Raw genomic sequence first — 16,744 nt, 5'->3', positions numbered from 1 at the left:
TCAGGCGGGCCTCTTGATCGTGATCTGCGTCACATCCGTGTTTCCGAAATGAAAGGTCGCCGCGCAAGCGCAGAGATAGAAATTCCACATCCGGCGGAACCGATCGTCAAAGCCAAGGGCTGCCACCTCGTCCCAGCGTCCGTTGAAGGTATCGTACCAGCGCCGCAGCGTTTGGGAATAGCTTTCGCCAAACTCGATGGAATGCGCCACCTCGAGGCCCGCGCGCTCGACCTGTTCGCGCAGCACCTTGGGCGCGGGCAACATGCCGCCAGGAAAGATGTATTTCTGGATGAAATCGACGCCGCGCTTGTAGACCTCCCAGCGGCGGTCCTGCACGGTGATGATCTGCAAGGTCGCCTGTTTGCCGGGCTTGAGGCGCTTGCGCACCGTCTCGAAATAGACCGGCCAGTATTTTTCGCCCACGGCTTCGAACATCTCGATGCTGGCGATGCCGTCATAGGTGCCGGTCTCGTCGCGGTAATCCTGCATCTTGATCTCGACCATATCCGACAGGCCCGCGCGTTCCATGCGGGCGACCGCGTAGTCATGCTGTTCCTGGCTGATTGTCAGGCCGGTAACGCGCAGGCCGCGTTCCTTGGCGGCATATTCGGCAAACCCGCCCCAGCCGCAGCCGATTTCCAGCACATGATCGCCGGGCTGTGCGCCCATCTGGTCGACCATGGATTTGTATTTCGCGATCTGCGCCGCCTCGAGGCTTTCCTGACCGCTTTCGAACAGCGCCGAGGAGTAGGTCATCGTATCATCCAGCCACAGGCCGTAGAAATCATTGCCCAGGTCATAGTGGTGCGAGATGTTCTTTTTCGCCTGCTTCTTGGAGTTGCGCTGCAACCAGAAGCGGAATTTCTCGTAGGCGCGGATCAGGCCCATCCCCATGAACCCGTCGTAGATTTCCTCGTTCTCGGCATGAACGAGATCCATGAAGGCCTGCAGATCGGGCGTGGACCACCATTCATCGAGATAGGCCTCGCAAAAGCCCAGATCGCCCTCGCGGATCAGGCGGCCGAAAATATCGGTGTTGTGGATATGCAATTCGGCCACCGGGCCCGGCTTGGGCCCCTCGGCGCGGAAGGTCCGGCCGTCGGGCAGCACCATGTCCAGCCGCCCGCAATCCATCTTTTGCGCCTGATCGAATACGGCGGTGAAATAGCGCGGCAGGTTGTCTTCGCCCGTGGTCGTCGTCTTGATATCCATCTTGGTCCCTTCGTGCCCACCGTATCCTGCCCGGATCGCGGGTCGTTCCACAAGGGCGGCCTGTTGCATGGCCTGCCCCTGCCCTGTTTCAGAAATCTCGGTTTTCATAAGCGTGTAGCGCGCGTTTGCGCCCCTCGGCGGCGCTGACGATCGGCGCGCTCGGGTAAGCGTCGCTGGCCGACAGTCCCCAGCTTTGCGGGATCGCGTCGAAATAGCTGGTCGCCGTGTCGGGCGGTTGACTGGTTGTTTCGGCCAGCCAGCGGCGGCGATAGCGTCCGTGCTTGTCGAACTTCTCGGCCTGTGTTTCGGGGTTGAACACGCGGAAATAGGGCGTGGCATCGGGGCCGGAGCCGGCCGACCATTGCCAGCCCATCGCGTTGCTGGCCGGGTCCCAATCGACAAGGCAGTGCTCGAACCAATCCAGCCCGATCTTCCAATGACACATCAGGTGCTTGGTCAGGTAGGAGGCCACCAGCATCCGCGCGCGGTTATGCATCCGCCCGGTGACATACATCTCGCGCATGGCGGCATCGACGATCTGCATGCCGGTGCGCCCCTGCTTCCACGCCTTCACCTCTGCCTTGCGCTCATCCTCGTTCCACGGGAAGGCGTCCCATTCCTCGCGCCAGTTGCCCGACGTGATCCGCGGCGTGTGGTAGACGAGGTGATAGGCAAAGTCGCGCCAGACGAGTTCCTTCAGAAAGGTCTCGGCCCCTGTCTTGCCCTCGTCCATGGCACGTTGCCCCGCCCTCCAGCAGGCGCGCGCGCTGATCTCTCCGTAGGTCAGGTTCTCGGAAAGGTGCGAGGTGCCGTCCTTGGCCAGATCGTCCCGCGCCTCGGCATAGGCGTCGATGCCATTGGCCATGAACGCCCCCAGGCGTCCGTGCGCGGCCTCTTCCCCCACGGCGAGATAGGGGCGCACGATCTCCGCCCCGCGCCGCATGTCGGCAGCAAGCGCCCAGTCAGCGGGATCATCGCTCTCGGGCCAGCTTTGGGGGGCGGGAATATCAGGGGGGGACAGCACCGCGCCGGGATCGCGGCCCCGCACGGCTTTCCAGAACGGCGTGTAGACCTTGTAGAACCCGCCCGATCCCGTCTCGACCGTCCAGGGCTCGAACAGGATGTGGCCCGCGTGGCTGACCGCCTCGATCCCGTCGGCTTTCAGCGCGGATTTGACCGCCTCGTCGCGGGTGCGGCTGTCGGGATCATAAAGACGGTTCCAATGCACCGCGACAGCGCCCGTTTCCTCGATCAGGGCGCGCAGAACGTCCAAAGCCTTGCCGCGGCGAAAGATCAGGCGCGATCCGGCGTCGCTCAGCGCCTCGCCGAACGCCTCGGCCCCCAGCCCCAAGCGCCATTTCGGGGCCGCCCCGTGGGTTTCGACCACCTCGTCGCAGATGAACACCGGGATGACCGGCGCGCCGCTTTCGCAGGCGGCCACGAGGGCGGGATTGTCGGACAGGCGGAAATCGCGGCGGGTCCAGTAGAGGACGGGGGCTTGGCTCATGGCGGGGTGAACAGGTCCGTTTCCTTTTCGGTTCCCCGCTATCTAGCGCTCGGTGCGGGCGATCAAGCCGCCCGGCACCTCTTTGTCGCGTGATATCAATCAGGCGGTGACGTCGACCACCACCCGGCCACGCACCCCGCCTTTCAGGATGGCGCGACCCAGATCGGGCAGATCGGCCAGGCCCGCCGGTTCGATCATCGCCTCCAGCTTGTCCATAGGCAGGTCGCACGCGATCCGGTCCCACGCCCTCAGACGGTTGTCATAGGGTTGCATGACGCTGTCGATGCCCAGCAGGTTCACGCCGCGCAGAAGGAAGGGGATGACCGTTGCGGGCAGTTGCGCGCCGCCGGCAAGACCCACCGCCGCGACCGACGCCCCGTATTTCATCTGGCCAAGGACCCGCGCCAGCATGTCACCGCCGACCGCATCGACACAGCCCGCCCATGTCTCGGCCTCGAGCGGGCGCTTGGTGGTCTCCGCCAGCTCAGCGCGCGGCACGATGCGCGACGCGCCAAGCCCTTTCAGGTACCCCTCCTGCTCGGGGCGGCCAGTGACGGCGGCAACCTCGTAGCCGAGATTGGCCAGGATGGCGGTCGCGACCGAGCCGACGCCACCGGCAGCGCCAGTGACAAGAACTTCGCCTTTCTCCGGTGTTAGGCCATGATCTTCAAGCGCCATGACAGCCAGCATCGCGGTGAAGCCCGCGGTTCCCACGGCCATGGCCTGCCGGGTGGTCAGACCCTCGGGCAGCGGCACAAGCCAGTCGGCCTTGACCCGCGCCTTCTCGGCATAGCCGCCCCAATGCACCTCGCCGACGCGCCAGCCGGTCAGCACCACCTTGTCGCCGGGCTTGTAGCGATCATCTTCGCTGGCCTCGACCGTGCCGGCGAAATCGATGCCGGGCACATGCGGATAGACGCGCACCAACCCGCCACCGGGCCCGACACACAGCCCGTCCTTGTAGTTGAGCGTCGAGTATTCGACCGCGACAGTGACATCGCCCTCGGGCAGACAATCTTCGCCCAGCTCCTGAACCGAGGCCGTCGTCTTGCCCTCGTCGTCCTTCTCCACCACCAGCGCGCGGAATGTCATCTTTGCATCTCCTCGTTCATTTCATGGCTGAGCCTCGTCGCCCAACCATATGATATCAATTCCAGAAGCGCTCTTGAACCTGCGCCTCCCTCGGTCCATCGGGGGCCATGACCGTCAAGGCGGTTTCTGGATCCCAATGGGTCATGCGGATCATGGCAATGGCCACGTTGACGTCGAAATCGGGCGAGAAGGCCGCCGAGGACACGCGCCCAACCCGGCGATGACCGGCCATGACAGGCCAGAATTCCTCGACCGCGGGCACCGCTGCGCCGGAGATGGCCAGCGGTCGGATCTGCTGCACCGGGCCTTCCTTTGCCACGCGCAGCAACGCATCTCGCCCGATACAGCCGATGGCCGTCGCCGTGTTGCAAAAGCGCCCAAGCCCGCATTCATGGGGCGTGTTGTCATCCGTCATGTCGTTGCCGTAGCTCAGCAACCCGCTCTCGATCCGTTCGATCAGGTTGGGGCACCCGGCCCGCACATCGAGCGACCGTCCCGCCTCCATCAGGGCATTCCACAGCGGCATGCCCAGATCACCACCTTCGAGATAGATCTCGAAGCCGCCCTGCTTGGAATACCCCGACCGCGCGACGACCATTTGCCGCCCGCCGAAGCCGAACAGGCCAAAGCGGAAAAACCGCAGATCGCACACGGCGTCGCCGAAGACCTCGGCCATCAGGTCATCGGCGCGCGGCCCCTGCACCGCCAGCGGCGACACGTCAGGCTCGTCGACCAGCACGTCGAGGCGATAGCCATGGGCGATGCCCTTGACCCAGTAGAGCAGATCACTGTCGGCGATGGAGATCCACCACCGATCCTCGGCCAGTTTGACCACGACCGGATCGTTGAGCATGCCGCCCGTCTCGTCGACGATGGGCATGTAGTAGCACTGCCCGGGCAGCATCCCGCGCAGGTCGCGCGGGGTCAGCATCTGCACCAGCCGCCCGGCATCCGGTCCCCGCACCTCGACCTGCCGCTGGCAGGATACGTCCCAGACCTGCACGGCGGATTTCAGGTGGTGGTAGTCCTCCTCGACCGAGCGGAACACGGTCGGCAACAGCATGTGGTTGTAGACGGTGTAGCCGGTGACGCCAGCGGCCAGCACGCCCTCGGTAAAGGGGGTGCGGCGCAGGCGGCGCGACAGCGAGAGTTGAGCCATGGCGGGCCCCTTTTCGGCTGACGGGGCCCTAGTGCCCCTGTGGTCCCACCCAGTCGATCTGGCAAATCTCGGCCGAGCGGCCATCGAAATCCCAGACCCGGCCAAAGGCGCGCACACGGCCCTTGGTGGCGGTGGCGACGGTGATGTCGGGGCCCATCCAGTATTGCGTGTTCGTCACCACGATATCGCTGTCGGGATCGCTGCCGCCGACCGGCACGACCTCGCCCTGGATCTTCTTGCCCACCATCAGACGGCGGGCCTTGCCCTCGGTCTCGAACAGGACCGGCGCGCGCTCGGCCCCCAGAAACTCGCTGACCAGCAGGCTGAACAGCCCCGTCGTGCCGCGCGCCGCGCCGGAAAAGATCGCGACCAAGCCGTCATAGGCGGCCTCGCTCGCGCGCTCGTCGATGAAGGCCGCCGCTTGCCAGTTTCCGCGCGCCATCAGGCCGGGGATTTCCAGCAGCAGCCCCACGTTCAGCCCGCCAAGGTCTTCGTCGCCGTAAAACCCCTCGTCGATGCGCACCCCGGCCCAGGCCTGGCAGTAACCCTCGGTCGGCGGGTGCTTCCCAAGGCTGACGACGCAGGGGCAGAACACGGTGCAGTTGCAGTTCAGGATCAACTCCCCCTTGATCGCCCAGGGCGTCTTGCCCGGCTCGGTGCGCGGAGCAGCCTCGGCTTCCATTTGATCGTGCATGTCTTTCTCCTCCCTCTCAGAACCCGGCGGCCAGCATCACCAGCCCGCCCCCGATCAACCCGACGCCAAGGGGCGCGGTCACGTAGCGCCCAATGGACGGCAGCTTTTCCAGCGCCATCAACGCCATGCCGAGCGCCATGAACCCAAGGCTCATCACCCCGCCGACAAAGGCCAGCGCCATCAAGGCGGCGCAGCAGCCGAGGCAATCGGCCCCAAGGCGCAAGCCCTGGCGGAACGCGCCCTCCTCCCAATGCTGCATGAAAAAGGTCAGCGGCGCGCGACAGCGGCTGAGGCAGGCCTCCTTGAGGTTGCTGAACTGGTAGGCGCCGGCCACGACCAGCAACGCGCCGGAGAAGGCCATCGAGCGGCTCTCGCCCAGCACGCCCAACAGGCCAGCCCGCGTGAGCCCAAGTTGCGCCAAGGCCGCCACCGCCGCAAAGCCCACCCAAACCACGAGGTAGCCGCCGACCAGCGCGCCGAAATTCGTACGTCCCGCATGGCGCAGATCGTCATAGGTGGCGAAGGCCGGCAAGGCCGTGGGCGCCATCATGCCCCCTGCCATCAGCGCCCACATCAGCACCAGGCCCGGATACCCCGCGCCGTCCGGCCCTGTGGCGCAAAGCGCGGCGATCAACTCGGCCCCGTAGAGGCCCGCGGCGTCCCGCAGATCGGCAGGCACCGCCATCAGCCACAAAAGCGACCAGCACAGGAGGATGCCGCCATAAAGCACCAGCCAATGCGGCGCGGTCATGGCACGGATGCGCATGGCGATCATCGTGGCCCTCCCTTCCACACCGCGAGTCGTTTTCCCTTGCCAGTCAAAATGTCAGACCTTTAAATGTCTGACAAATGAAAATCGACCCATCCAGCCCCCGCGGCCTGCCCGCCCAGATCGCCGATGCGATCCGCGACTCGATCGTCGAGGGGCGGTTGATCGTAGATGAACGCCTGCCCTCCGAGGCGGAACTCGCCGAGCAGTTCGACGTATCCCGCCCCACGATCCGCGAAGCGCTCAAGCGGCTGGCCGCGCAATCGCTGATCCGCACCACGCGCGGGGCTTTCGGCGGGGCCTTCGTCAACCGCCTGTCCTATGAAGAGGCCTACGCCCAGCAGATCACCACCGCGACGCTGCTTCTGTCGATGAACGGCGTCGCCTTCGAGACCGCCTGCGAGGCGCGCTATGCCCTCGAACGCGCCTGCGCGCCCTTGGCGGCCGAGCGGCGCACCCCCGACCAACTGGCCACGATGCGCGCCGAGATTCACCGCCAGGGCCAGCCCGGCCTGACGGACGAGGCCTTTTGCGCCTCGGACGTGGCCTTTCACCGGGCGCTGGTGGATGCGGCGGGCAATCCGGTCCTGTCCTACCAGTTGGCCGGTGCGGTCGAGGCGATGCAGCCCCTGATGAACATGATCACCTTCACCGCCCGCTCGCGCGAGCGGATCGGCGCGCTCCATACCCGGCTGGCCGACGCGATCGAGGCGCAGGACGGCGCACAGGCCGCCCAAATCCTGAGCGCACTGGAGGCCTATACGCTGGAGCTGGGCCAATCCGTGCGCGCAGCCCGCGCTGCAAGGGCCGAGACGCGCTGATCACGGCGATTTCCCTTGCGAGGCGCCGGGGCGTTTCCTAACGTCCCCGCCAGTCTGTCACCGCAACACCAACAGGGACATCTTGCAGACATGAAAAAGACCTTCACCCTCGGCACGGCGATCACGCTCGCGCTGGCCGCCCCCGCCTTCGCGCAGGACCTGCTTGTTTTCGACTACTCGGGCTTCGAGGATCCGTCCTTCCACCAGCCCTATATCGACCAGCACGGCAGCGCCCCCGAATTCGTCTTCTTCGGCGACGAGGACGAGGCGTTCCAGCGTCTGCTGGCGGGCTTCCGTTCGGACGTGACGCATATCTGCGCAGGCTCCGTGCCGCGCTGGCAGGAGTCGGGCATCATCGAACCTTGGGACACGTCCCGCATCGCGGCCTTCGCCGACCTGAACTCCGATCTCGTCGGGGCCGATGTTCTGGCCGGGTCGTCCGACCTCTACTTCCTGCCGACCGATTACGGTTCCACCGCGCTGATCTACAACAGCGATGAAGTGGCCGACGACGCCGTGGCCTCGCTGGAGATTTTCAACAACCCCGAGTTCGCCGGCCGCCTGTCGATCCCCGACAACGTCGATGACGCCTATGCGCTGGCCTACCTGGCCACCGGCGTCAGCGATTGGTCCGACGTGACCGACGAACAGTTCGAGGCCGCCACCGCGTGGCTGCGCGGCATCCACGAGAACCTGCTGACCTACTGGGTGGACCCGGCCGAGATCCAGCAGCTCATGGCCTCGGGCCAGGTGCTGGCCGCCTGGGTCTGGAACGAGGTGCCGGTCGCGCTGGCCGAGGAAGATTTCCCCGTCGGCTTCGCCCGCAACACCGAGGAAGGCACGAGTGTGTGGCTCTGCGGTTACGTGAACATGACCGAAGGCGAAGGCTCCGAAGACCTCGCCTACGACTATGTCAACGCGCTCCTGTCCGAGGCATCGGCAGGCCCGCTTTTGGAAAACGGCTTTGGCTCGGCCAATGACGCGGCCCTTCAGGCGCTTGGCGCCGAGGCGCTGGAAGCATCGGGGCTTGGCGAAGTGACCGTCCCGGTTCTGGCCCAGTTGCCGATCTCCAACGAACAGCGCGAGCGTCAGGCCGAGGCTTTCGAACGGATCAAGGCCGGCTTCTGATCCAAGCAACCTGCAACGGAAAGGGCGCCCGTCGCGGCGCCCTTTTTCATGCGCATCCGTCGCGGCGAGCGGCCAGGCCGGGGCTTGCCTTGGCCCTTGAACCTGCCCCGCAATACGCCCATATTTGGCATGTTCCTTCGGGAACTATGGGCATAAACGTGCGTGAAATAAGCGGTTCGGACCCGGGGGCGGTACCCGGCGGCTCCACCAAACATCCCGTCGTTGGGGGATCATGGGGCCGAAACAGGATCGACGAGCGTGTAAAGACGTGGCTTTGTCCCGGTGAGGTACCACCGTTATCGGTCCGTAAAGCATAATTGCCAACGACAATCGTGCTCCGGTTGCTCTGGCTGCGTAAGCAGTTCGAGGAATCGAAATTTAAGCCCTTGCGCCTAGCCGCGTAAGGCGGGGTTCGCAGGCACCTGGCAACAGAAGCCTGCACTTCCCCCCCCCTCTCTGCTCTGTCCGGCCGTTACGACGATCGCGCCTCTGATCCGTCGCAGCCCTCCCGCATTGGTTTCACGCGCAAAAAAATCACGGTTGAGTGATCCGGTCCGGCCCGCCGCGCGTTTAAGGGGAAACAGGCTTTGAGAGAGTACCCCATGCTAAGCGCACTCACCGCGATCGATTTCATCAACATGGCCGTGGGCCTTTTGACCATCGGGCTGGGCCTGCTCGGCTGGCTGGCGCCGCGCTGGACGATGGAGCAACTCGACATGGTCGCCGGGCCGACCCACATGGCCTATACCGAGGTGTCCGCCGTCTCGGGCGCGCTGTTCGTCGGCATGGGCCTGGGTGCGATGGTCCTGAACGAACCGCTCGGCTGGGTGGTGATGGGCCTTGCCTATGGCGGCGCGGCCGTGGGGCGCGTAACCTCGATCTTCCGCGACAACGCGGCCTCGCGCCAAAGCTGGACCTTTTTCGGCGCCGAGGCGGCGCTCGCCTCCTGGCTGATCCTGGCCAATATCTGACGCGACATAACACGCCCCGATCCCCCGCACGCCTCGGTTCGGCCCTTCCGCCGTCCGGGGCGTCTTTCGAATCGGAACCAAATCTCTATGGTGGGGGCATCTGTTCCAAGGATGCTCTCAGACATGTCCGACAAATCCCAATCCATCGCCTATGGCCGCCTCATGCATCACGCGATGCGGGGGCTGATCCAGACGGTGTTGTCGGACGTGGCCGCGCATGGCCTGCCGGGGGATCACCATTTCTTCATCACCTTCGACACGCGGGCCGAGGGCGTGGACATCGCGCCGTGGCTGACCGAGCGCTATCCGGACGAGATGACCATCGTCATCCAGCATTGGTACGACGCGCTGGAGGTGGATGATGACGGCTTCGCGATCACGTTGAATTTCGGCGACAGCCCCGAGCGTTTGTCGATTCCCTTCGACGCGATCCTGACCTTCGTCGATCCCTCGGTGGAATTTGGTCTGCGCTTTGAAAGCATCAGCGCCGAGGATGACCCCGAAGACGAGCCGCCCGCCCCCGATGATGGGCCGGACGACCGCGACGAGGACACCGAAGAGCGCGCCGAGCACAAGGATGCCGAGGTGGTCAGCCTCGACACCTTCCGCCGCAACCACTGATCGCACCCGAAACGCCGCAGCGCCGCGATTGGGGGCTTGCCTTGCGCCGCGACCCGTGGCCTTTCACCGTCAAAGGTTTTTCGACGCGGCACAGGCGGATTTCCACATGGCCTCTTCCGATTTCGCGCTGTTCATGGGGCAGCTTTTCCGCAAACCGCACCAGGTCGTGGCGCTTGCCCCCTCGTCGCGATTTCTCTGCGCCGAAATGGTGGCCGAGATCGACCCCGAGGCCGGCCCGGTGATCGAGCTGGGCGCGGGCACGGGCAACATCACCAAGGCCATTCTGGACCGGGGCGTTGCGCCCGAAAACCTCCATTCCATCGAGATGAACCCGGAATTCTGCGACCGACTGCGCAACCGTTTTCCGGGGCTGAACGTCCACCAGATGAGCGCGGGCGACGTCGGCACGCTGCCGGTCGACAGCGCGCAAGCCGTAGTCTCGGGCCTGCCGCTTCTGTCCATGCCGGTGCCGTTGCAGCGCGATATCCTGACCGGCACCTTCCAGCGCGTGAAACCGGGCGGCACCTATGTGCAGTTCACCTACGGCCCGAAACCACCCGTCACCCGCACCGTGCGCGCGGAACTTGGCCTCGACTGGCGCGTCAGCGGCAAGATCTGGTGGAACATGCCCCCTGCCCGCGTCTATCGCTTCTTTCAACCATCCTGAGGCGCGGCCTGCGCCATTTGATGCCGTTGCGCTTGGACCCAACGTCAGGCTAAACGGCATGCAACCGCATACCGGAGAGAGATCATGACCGCGACCCGTACAGAATCCGACAGTTTCGGCCCGCTCGAAGTTCCCTTTGACCGCTACTGGGGCGCCCAGACCCAGCGCAGCCTGATGAACTTTCCCATCGGCTGGGAAAAGCAGCCCGTGGCCATCGTCCGCGCGCTCGGCGTCATCAAGAAGGCCTGCGCCCTGGCCAACAAGGAAAGTGGCAAGCTGGATGCCAAGCTGGCCGACGCCATGATCGAGGCGGCAGGCGAAGTGATCGAGGGCAAGCTCGACGACCATTTCCCGCTCGTCGTCTGGCAGACCGGCTCGGGCACGCAGTCGAACATGAACGCCAACGAGGTGATTTCGAACCGCGCGATCGAGATCCTGGGCGGCGTGATCGGCTCCAAGGACCCGGTGCACCCGAACGATCACTGCAACATGGGCCAGTCGTCGAACGACACCTTCCCCACGGCGATGCATATCGCGGCGGCCACCACCGCGCATGAGGTCCTGATCCCCGGGCTGGAAAAACTGGCCGCGGGGCTGGAGGCCAAATCCGAGGAATTCAAGGACATCATCAAGATCGGCCGCACCCATACGCAGGATGCGACCCCGCTGACGCTGGGCCAGGAATTCTCGGGCTATGCCAAGCAGGTCCGCAACGGGATCGAGCGGATCAAGCTGGCCCTGCCCGGCATCTACGAACTGGCGCAGGGCGGCACCGCCGTGGGCACGGGTCTGAACACGTCGAAAGGCTGGGACACCACCGTGGCCAGCCACATCGCGACGATCACCGGCCTGCCCTTCGTGACCGCGCCCAACAAGTTCGAGGCGCTGGCCGCCCATGACGCGATGGTCTTCATGTCGGGCGCCATCAAGACCGCGGCCATGGCCTGCTACAAGATCGCCAATGACATGCGCTTCCTCGGCTCCGGCCCGCGCTCGGGCCTTGGCGAGTTGATCCTGCCGGAGAACGAACCCGGCTCCTCGATCATGCCGGGCAAGGTGAACCCGACCCAGGCCGAAGCCATGACACAGGTCTGCGCCCATGTGCTGGGCAATGACGCGGCCATCGGCTTTGCCGGCAGCCAGGGTCATTTCGAGCTCAACGTCTACAACCCGATGATGGCCTATAACCTGCTGCAATCCATGCAGCTTCTGGGTGACGCCGCCGACAGCTTCACCGAGCGGATGCTGATGGGCACGCAGGCCAATGTCGAGCGGATCGATCGGCTGATGAAGGAAAGCCTGATGCTGGTGACCGCGTTGGCGCCCACCATCGGCTATGACAACGCCACCACCGTCGCCAAGACGGCGCACAAGAACGGCACCACCTTGAAGGAAGAGGCGATCCGCCTCGGCTTCGTCGACGAAGAAACCTTCGACCGTGTCGTGCGTCCCGAAGACATGATCGGGCCCAAGTGAGCGGGAAGATCGTCAACCTCTCCCGCGTGCGGAAAACCCGCGCGCGGGAGGACAAGCGGCGCCGCGGGGACGAGAACGCCGCGAAATTCGGCCGTAGCAAGGCCGAGCGTGCCATGCAGGACGCGCGCGCGGAAAAGGACAGCGCGCATCTCGATGCCCACAAGCGCGACGGGGCCGACCAGGAATGAGCGAACGTCCGCAGAAACGCTCGCTGACGTTGAAGGGGCATCGCACCAGCGTCTCACTCGAAGATGCGTTCTGGGCCGAGTTCCAGCGGATCGCGGCGGCGCGCGGGCAGTCGGTGAATGACCTCGCAGCCGAGGTGGACGCGGCGCGCGGCCTGAGTTCGGGCCTGGCCTCGGCGATCCGGATTTTCGTTCTCGAAGAAATAAAGGCCGGCCGCTAACCGGACCTTAACCTTTCTCTGGCAGGGTGACGGCATGGAAAAGCTGCCACCGAACCATTCGCCCGAGGCCTTTCTTGCCGACGTTTTCGGCACGCGCCTTGTCCGCGACGGCAAGGTCCTGCGGCGCAGCGCGCGGGATATCGAGCGCTATTTCGGCAAGGAGGCCTTCGTCGAAGAGGTGTATCGCCGTGGCTTTCGCGCCATCGAGAATGCCGGTCAGATCATCATCTTCTGCAACCGCGAACCGGTGCGCATCCTGCGCCCGAAGGAAGCATCGAAAACCCGACATGAAGCTTAGGTGCAGAAAAACTCGAGTTTTTCTGCCCGGAAAACTGCAGTTTTCCGCACGGAAATCTCGAGATTTCCGTTCCCTACCGTCGAGTCAGTTTCAACCAGATCCCGTCCTTCGCGCGCACCGTCAGGTAGGCCACCGGCACCGGGTCCTTGCCCTCGACCCGCTCGAACCGAAACGCGCGCAACAGCATCGCCAGCAACAACGGCCCCTCGACCATCGCAAAGCCCGCCCCGGTGCAGACCCGCGCCCCAACCGAGAACGGGATCCACGCCTCGCGCAGGCATTGTTTGCCGTTCTCCGTCGCCCACCGGTCGGGATCGAACCCGTCGGGGTTCTCCCACAAGCGTTCATGGCGATGCAGGTGCCAGGGCGACAGCACCACCTGGCTTCCCACCGGCAGATCGCGGTCGCGGAAGCATTCCGGCTTGACCGTCTCGCGCACCATCATCGGGACCGGCGGATAAAGCCGCAGGGCCTCGCGGAACACGTCGCGGGCCAGTTTCAGCTTCGACATGACGCCGAACTCCATCCCGCCCGCCAGCGCGGCCTCTGCCTCCGCCGAGAGCTTGTCTTGCCAGTCGGGATGCAGCGCCAGAAGGTACAGCGCCCAGCCAAGCGCGCTGGCACTGGTCTCGTGCCCGGCCAGGAAAAAGATCGCGACCTGGTCCACCATCTCTTCGGTCGAGAATTTCTCGCCCGTTTCGGGATCGGTCGTCGTCATGATCTTCGTCGCCAGGTCGTCCGGCGCGTCACCGGCCTCGATCAACGCCATCCGCTCGACCGTCAACTGCGCGATCAGCCCTCGGATCGCGCGCGCGGTGCGCTTGGTCTCGGCCGAAAACCCGCGCGGCATCCAGCGCGGCAAGGGCACGAAGGCCGCGGCATTCAGGATCGGCTGCGTGCGCTGGTAGGCGCGAAACTGGTGAAAGGTCTCGGCGGCGACCTCGTTCTCGATCGGGATGGAAAAGAGCGTACGGAAGATGACGTCAGCGGCCGCGTGGCTCATCTCCGCCTCGATCTCGACCTCTCCGGTCTCCATGCGGGCCACGGCGGCCTCCCCCGCCGCCCAAATGGCGGGAAACGTGTCGCGCAGCCGCCCGCCCTCGAAGGCCGGGTCGATGATCCGGCGCTGCCGCAGCCATGCCTCGCCATTGGTCAGGAAGACCGAGTTGCCAAGCAACGGGCGCAGTCCCTCGCCCACGCGATCCGATTTCGGGAAATCGAGCGGGCGGGCGCGCAGGACCTCGTCCACGAGGCTTGGCTGGTTCACCATGAAACTGCGGAAAAACGGCGTCCGGAACTCCGCCATCCACGCGCGATAGAGCCGCGCGGGCTGCGCAGACAGGATATCCTGCCGAAACAGCTTCATGTAGCGCCAAAGCGAGACGCGCTCGGGCCTTGCCTTGGGTTTCGGCGGCATCATGGTCATGCCTTGGCCCTCACCACCTGGTCCGTATGACGGTTCACCGGTCGTTCGATCCGGCTGGCCGAGGGCGCGCGCGCCCCGAACCGGTCCCACAGGGTCAGCGGCCCCGCCGTCACGCGGAAGTAGTCATACTCGTCCTCACGCCCCGACAGGTTGTCGAAGGCATTCAGATACTGGAAATGCAGCTCGAACAGGCGCCAGCGCAGGGCCGCCCATGTCTCGGGGCGGAGGGTCTGCGTATAGGCCGCCGAAATCACCAGCGGCCAGCGTTTGCCCTCGGCCGCCATCCCGCTGACCGCCACCGGGTCGCACAGCGCAAAGGCGCACCCGTCGCCCGGTGCGCTGACATCCACCCAGGACAGCTCCTCCCGCACGGCAAGATAGGCGAGGTCAGCGCGCAACCGACCAGCCTGCGGCAGGAACGAGACCATCGGCACGACATGCCCGAGTGTCAGCAGCGACAGGCACGGGCCGTCCGCCGGCACGCGCCCCGCCCGGATCAGGTCGGCCAGGATCGACACCGCGATATAGGCGCCCGAGGAATGGCCGACGACCAGCACCTCGTCAGCCCCGCCCTGCAGCGCCCCGGCGATCCGGTCACCGACCTCGGCCATCCGCACCTCCTGCTCGGCCGGAAACGCCCCGCCGTATCGCGCGGAAAAGGCGTAATCATGCATGAGATACCATTCGTAAAAGGCGTCTCGGCGCTTGAACCCGCGCAACACCAGCCACGCCACCGCGGGCAGAAGGACCAGCACGGCGAACGCCGCCCGGACGATGGAGCCGCCCTGCGCCCCTTCAACCTGCGTCAGCGCCCAGTCCGTGGCCACCATGAACCCCCAGGCGGCCGCATAGCCCAGTCCAAGGGCCAAAAGCAGTTCCAAGAGCAACAGAACAACCGGGTAGAGCGCCGCGATCACCGGCCCCTTGCGCAGCCGCATCAGCCGGAACAGGGCCCCCGATCCAATATAGGCCCAGGCCGTCCGCGCCAGTTGGCCATAGGTTGCCAACACACCCTGGTCCATCGAGTCGCGCACGATATCGGCCCAGTAGGCCACCTCAACCTGGGTCTCGACCGCCGCCCCCTCGATCCGGGCGCTGACATGCCAGCCAAAGCGCGCATCGCCCCGCGCCTTGCCCATCTCGATCCGGTAGCCCGACAAAGCAGCCTGTTTCGCGGCCTCGCGGCGGTAGCGTTCGCGGTACTTGCGGGGCGGCACGGGGTCATATCCGGGGATGTAGATCACCCGGCGGCGGGCCACGCGGCGGCGCGGCTGGTCTGCCTCAACCCTGCTCATGGGCGCAGGTTAGCCGCGAAATCCGGCAAGCCTAGGGCGCAAATCAGCCCAGGTTGCCAAGCGAGGGGAATGTTTCGAGCAGCCAAAACGACATGGCCGAGAACGCCCCGGTCATCAGGGCAAGCCCGACAGCGACCAGAAGCAGGCCCATGGCGCGTTCGATCATCCGCATATGCCGCTTCAACCGGGCCATCACCCCCATGGCCTTGTCGATGAACCCGGCCGCCAGGAGGAAGGGAATGCCAAGGCCCACGGCATAGACCGCCAACAGGACCGTCCCACGGGTCACGCTGGCCTCCGTCGCCGCGATGGACAGGATCGCGCCCAGTTGCGGGCCGATGCAGGGCGTCCAGCCAAAAGCGAAGGCAAGGCCCAGCACATAGGCGCCAAAGGCCGTGCCCCCCTGGTCACCCGCATCCAACCGCGCCTCCCGGTTGAGAAGAGGGATGTTGATCACGCCGAGGAAATGCAGCCCGAAAACGATGATCACCGCCCCCGCGATCCGCGCCAGCAGGATCTGGTTCTGCAAGAAAAACTGCCCGAAGATGGACGCGGTGAAACCAAGGAAGATGAACACGGTCGACAGGCCCAGCACGAAGAACAGCGCAGCCAGAAGCGCCTTTTTCCGGGCCGCGCGGCGCGCGTCCTCGGCGGCATCCTCGGCCATGTCGGCCATGGTGATCCCGCTCATATAGGCGAGGTAGGGCGGTACGATCGGCAGGACACAGGGGCTGAGGAAACTCAGCACACCGGCGGTCAAGGCCACCAGCATCGCCGGCAAAAGCGACGCATCGAACAGATCGATCCCGAACATGGCCCTGACATACGCGGGATTCGGCGCGGCGTCACGTCGCCAACGCTCACATTGGCGTGGACAGGGCGTCGCGCCCGGGGCTAATCGACCCCTCATGGAGTGGGATGTCGAAATTGATGCCGAAGGGTTGAAATGCCCGCTACCGGTATTGCGCCTGAAACAGCGGCTTCGGGGCCTCTCCCCCGGTCAGGTGGCCTGCCTGCGCGCGACGGATCCGATGGCCGCGATCGACGTGCCCCATTTCTGCACCGAAGAAGGCCATGACTTCCTCGGCTCCGACACAAGCGGCCCCTGCCCGGCTTACCTCGTGCGCAAGCGGGCCTGACCGGCACGATCCCCGCCCCCATCTTTATCCTGCAAATATGCAAACGCGCGTGAAACGCGCACG

General features: G+C 65.3%; 19 protein-coding genes and 1 other RNA gene. 11 read left to right on the top strand and 9 right to left on the bottom strand.

Annotation, left to right across the window (positions count from 1 at the left end):
- From KUV65_RS02205 to KUV65_RS02180, 6 genes are all read right to left on the bottom strand, one after another.
- On the bottom strand, nucleotides 1-1,281 hold the full coding sequence (locus KUV65_RS02205; protein WP_222187224.1) for an SAM-dependent methyltransferase: 1,281 nt from the start codon (nucleotides 1,279-1,281) through the stop codon (nucleotides 1-3).
- 19 nt (nucleotides 1,282-1,300) lie between these two features.
- Entirely contained in the window at nucleotides 1,301-2,719 is a 1,419-nt protein-coding gene (locus tag KUV65_RS02200; protein WP_222187223.1) for a cryptochrome/photolyase family protein, read from the bottom strand.
- A gap of 99 nt (nucleotides 2,720-2,818) precedes the next feature.
- Nucleotides 2,819-3,811: an acrylyl-CoA reductase (NADPH) gene (acuI, locus tag KUV65_RS02195; RefSeq protein WP_222187222.1), complete on the bottom strand. Its 993-nt coding sequence runs from the start codon at nucleotides 3,809-3,811 to the stop codon at nucleotides 2,819-2,821.
- A gap of 55 nt (nucleotides 3,812-3,866) precedes the next feature.
- Nucleotides 3,867-4,970, bottom strand: coding sequence for a dimethylsulfoniopropionate demethylase (locus KUV65_RS02190; RefSeq protein WP_222187221.1), 1,104 nt, complete (start codon nucleotides 4,968-4,970; stop codon nucleotides 3,867-3,869).
- 28 nt (nucleotides 4,971-4,998) lie between these two features.
- Nucleotides 4,999-5,664 (bottom strand): DUF1326 domain-containing protein, encoded by a 666-nt coding sequence (locus tag KUV65_RS02185; RefSeq protein WP_261331569.1) that lies wholly within the window; start codon nucleotides 5,662-5,664, stop codon nucleotides 4,999-5,001.
- A gap of 16 nt (nucleotides 5,665-5,680) precedes the next feature.
- Complete coding sequence (locus KUV65_RS02180; protein WP_222187220.1) at nucleotides 5,681-6,439, bottom strand: DUF2182 domain-containing protein; 759 nt, start codon at nucleotides 6,437-6,439, stop codon at nucleotides 5,681-5,683.
- A gap of 74 nt (nucleotides 6,440-6,513) precedes the next feature.
- On the opposite strand from KUV65_RS02180, the gene KUV65_RS02175 reads away from it, so the two are divergent.
- From KUV65_RS02175 to KUV65_RS02130, 10 genes are all read left to right on the top strand, one after another.
- Nucleotides 6,514-7,254 carry a FadR/GntR family transcriptional regulator gene (locus KUV65_RS02175; protein ID WP_222187219.1) on the top strand — a complete coding sequence of 247 codons (741 nt, stop codon included), beginning with the start codon at nucleotides 6,514-6,516 and terminating at the stop codon, nucleotides 7,252-7,254.
- Nucleotides 7,255-7,344: 90 nt separating this feature from the next.
- Complete coding sequence (locus KUV65_RS02170) at nucleotides 7,345-8,382, top strand: extracellular solute-binding protein (protein WP_222187218.1); 1,038 nt, start codon at nucleotides 7,345-7,347, stop codon at nucleotides 8,380-8,382.
- Between the two features lie 92 nt (nucleotides 8,383-8,474).
- Nucleotides 8,475-8,825, top strand: a transfer-messenger RNA (tmRNA) gene (ssrA, locus tag KUV65_RS02165).
- Between the two features lie 159 nt (nucleotides 8,826-8,984).
- Nucleotides 8,985-9,353, top strand: coding sequence for a DUF4345 family protein (locus KUV65_RS02160; protein WP_222187217.1), 369 nt, complete (start codon nucleotides 8,985-8,987; stop codon nucleotides 9,351-9,353).
- A 123-nt stretch (nucleotides 9,354-9,476) separates the two neighbouring features.
- Nucleotides 9,477-9,974, top strand: coding sequence for an SspB family protein (locus KUV65_RS02155; protein WP_261331568.1), 498 nt, complete (start codon nucleotides 9,477-9,479; stop codon nucleotides 9,972-9,974).
- Between the two features lie 106 nt (nucleotides 9,975-10,080).
- Nucleotides 10,081-10,641: a class I SAM-dependent methyltransferase gene (locus KUV65_RS02150; protein WP_222187216.1), complete on the top strand. Its 561-nt coding sequence runs from the start codon at nucleotides 10,081-10,083 to the stop codon at nucleotides 10,639-10,641.
- A gap of 84 nt (nucleotides 10,642-10,725) precedes the next feature.
- A complete protein-coding gene (gene fumC, locus KUV65_RS02145) occupies nucleotides 10,726-12,117 on the top strand; it encodes a class II fumarate hydratase (RefSeq protein ID WP_222187215.1) in 1,392 nt (463 codons plus the stop codon).
- Nucleotides 12,114-12,305: a DUF4169 family protein gene (locus tag KUV65_RS02140; protein ID WP_222187214.1), complete on the top strand. Its 192-nt coding sequence runs from the start codon at nucleotides 12,114-12,116 to the stop codon at nucleotides 12,303-12,305. Before fumC ends, KUV65_RS02140 begins: the two co-directional genes overlap by 4 nt.
- Nucleotides 12,302-12,523, top strand: a complete 222-nt coding sequence (locus KUV65_RS02135; RefSeq protein WP_222187213.1) for a ribbon-helix-helix domain-containing protein — start codon at nucleotides 12,302-12,304, stop codon at nucleotides 12,521-12,523. Before KUV65_RS02140 ends, KUV65_RS02135 begins: the two co-directional genes overlap by 4 nt.
- A 34-nt stretch (nucleotides 12,524-12,557) precedes the next feature.
- Complete coding sequence (locus tag KUV65_RS02130) at nucleotides 12,558-12,821, top strand: hypothetical protein (RefSeq protein ID WP_222187212.1); 264 nt, start codon at nucleotides 12,558-12,560, stop codon at nucleotides 12,819-12,821.
- A 73-nt stretch (nucleotides 12,822-12,894) separates the two neighbouring features.
- Here the strand turns inward: KUV65_RS02130 and KUV65_RS02125 are convergent, their stop codons facing one another.
- The 3 genes from KUV65_RS02125 to KUV65_RS02115 are packed head-to-tail and all read right to left on the bottom strand — an operon-like array spanning nucleotide 12,895 to nucleotide 16,356.
- Nucleotides 12,895-14,247, bottom strand: coding sequence for a cytochrome P450 (locus KUV65_RS02125; RefSeq protein ID WP_222187211.1), 1,353 nt, complete (start codon nucleotides 14,245-14,247; stop codon nucleotides 12,895-12,897).
- Nucleotides 14,244-15,542, bottom strand: a complete 1,299-nt coding sequence (locus tag KUV65_RS02120; RefSeq protein ID WP_222187210.1) for a hypothetical protein — start codon at nucleotides 15,540-15,542, stop codon at nucleotides 14,244-14,246. The genes KUV65_RS02125 and KUV65_RS02120 overlap by 4 nt, the downstream gene beginning before the upstream one ends.
- Nucleotides 15,543-15,585: 43 nt before the next feature.
- Nucleotides 15,586-16,356, bottom strand: coding sequence for a cytochrome c biogenesis CcdA family protein (locus tag KUV65_RS02115; RefSeq protein ID WP_222187209.1), 771 nt, complete (start codon nucleotides 16,354-16,356; stop codon nucleotides 15,586-15,588).
- A gap of 94 nt (nucleotides 16,357-16,450) precedes the next feature.
- Between KUV65_RS02115 and KUV65_RS02110 the strand changes: the two genes are divergently transcribed.
- Nucleotides 16,451-16,681 (top strand): sulfurtransferase TusA family protein, encoded by a 231-nt coding sequence (locus tag KUV65_RS02110; RefSeq protein ID WP_222187208.1) that lies wholly within the window; start codon nucleotides 16,451-16,453, stop codon nucleotides 16,679-16,681.
- Nucleotides 16,682-16,744: the final 63 nt, after the last annotated feature.

It is taken from the genome of Maritalea mobilis (assembly GCF_019800885.1).
In the GTDB taxonomy this organism is placed as follows: domain Bacteria; phylum Pseudomonadota; class Alphaproteobacteria; order Rhodobacterales; family Rhodobacteraceae; genus Roseibacterium; species Roseibacterium beibuensis.
The sequence above is the reverse complement of the archived record's forward strand: the minus strand, read 5'-3'. Positions and strand labels throughout refer to the sequence as shown.

Bases quoted from the DNA above. Each gene is read 5' to 3' on its own strand.
- KUV65_RS02205 (WP_222187224.1), bottom strand. From the start codon at position 1,281: ATGCAACAGGCCGCCCTTGTGGAACGACCCGCGATCCGGGCAGGATAC.
- KUV65_RS02200 (WP_222187223.1), bottom strand. From the start codon at position 2,719: ATGAGCCAAGCCCCCGTCCTCTACTGGACCCGCCGCGATTTCCGCCTG.
- acuI (WP_222187222.1), bottom strand. From the start codon at position 3,811: ATGACATTCCGCGCGCTGGTGGTGGAGAAGGACGACGAGGGCAAGACG.
- KUV65_RS02190 (WP_222187221.1), bottom strand. From the start codon at position 4,970: ATGGCTCAACTCTCGCTGTCGCGCCGCCTGCGCCGCACCCCCTTTACC.
- KUV65_RS02185 (WP_261331569.1), bottom strand. From the start codon at position 5,664: ATGCACGATCAAATGGAAGCCGAGGCTGCTCCGCGCACCGAGCCGGGC.
- KUV65_RS02180 (WP_222187220.1), bottom strand. From the start codon at position 6,439: ATGATCGCCATGCGCATCCGTGCCATGACCGCGCCGCATTGGCTGGTG.
- KUV65_RS02175 (WP_222187219.1), top strand. From the start codon at position 6,514: ATGAAAATCGACCCATCCAGCCCCCGCGGCCTGCCCGCCCAGATCGCC.
- KUV65_RS02170 (WP_222187218.1), top strand. From the start codon at position 7,345: ATGAAAAAGACCTTCACCCTCGGCACGGCGATCACGCTCGCGCTGGCC.
- KUV65_RS02160 (WP_222187217.1), top strand. From the start codon at position 8,985: ATGCTAAGCGCACTCACCGCGATCGATTTCATCAACATGGCCGTGGGC.
- KUV65_RS02155 (WP_261331568.1), top strand. From the start codon at position 9,477: ATGTCCGACAAATCCCAATCCATCGCCTATGGCCGCCTCATGCATCAC.
- KUV65_RS02150 (WP_222187216.1), top strand. From the start codon at position 10,081: ATGGCCTCTTCCGATTTCGCGCTGTTCATGGGGCAGCTTTTCCGCAAA.
- fumC (WP_222187215.1), top strand. From the start codon at position 10,726: ATGACCGCGACCCGTACAGAATCCGACAGTTTCGGCCCGCTCGAAGTT.
- KUV65_RS02135 (WP_222187213.1), top strand. From the start codon at position 12,302: ATGAGCGAACGTCCGCAGAAACGCTCGCTGACGTTGAAGGGGCATCGC.
- KUV65_RS02130 (WP_222187212.1), top strand. From the start codon at position 12,558: ATGGAAAAGCTGCCACCGAACCATTCGCCCGAGGCCTTTCTTGCCGAC.
- KUV65_RS02125 (WP_222187211.1), bottom strand. From the start codon at position 14,247: ATGACCATGATGCCGCCGAAACCCAAGGCAAGGCCCGAGCGCGTCTCG.
- KUV65_RS02120 (WP_222187210.1), bottom strand. From the start codon at position 15,542: ATGAGCAGGGTTGAGGCAGACCAGCCGCGCCGCCGCGTGGCCCGCCGC.
- KUV65_RS02115 (WP_222187209.1), bottom strand. From the start codon at position 16,356: ATGTTCGGGATCGATCTGTTCGATGCGTCGCTTTTGCCGGCGATGCTG.
- KUV65_RS02110 (WP_222187208.1), top strand. From the start codon at position 16,451: ATGGAGTGGGATGTCGAAATTGATGCCGAAGGGTTGAAATGCCCGCTA.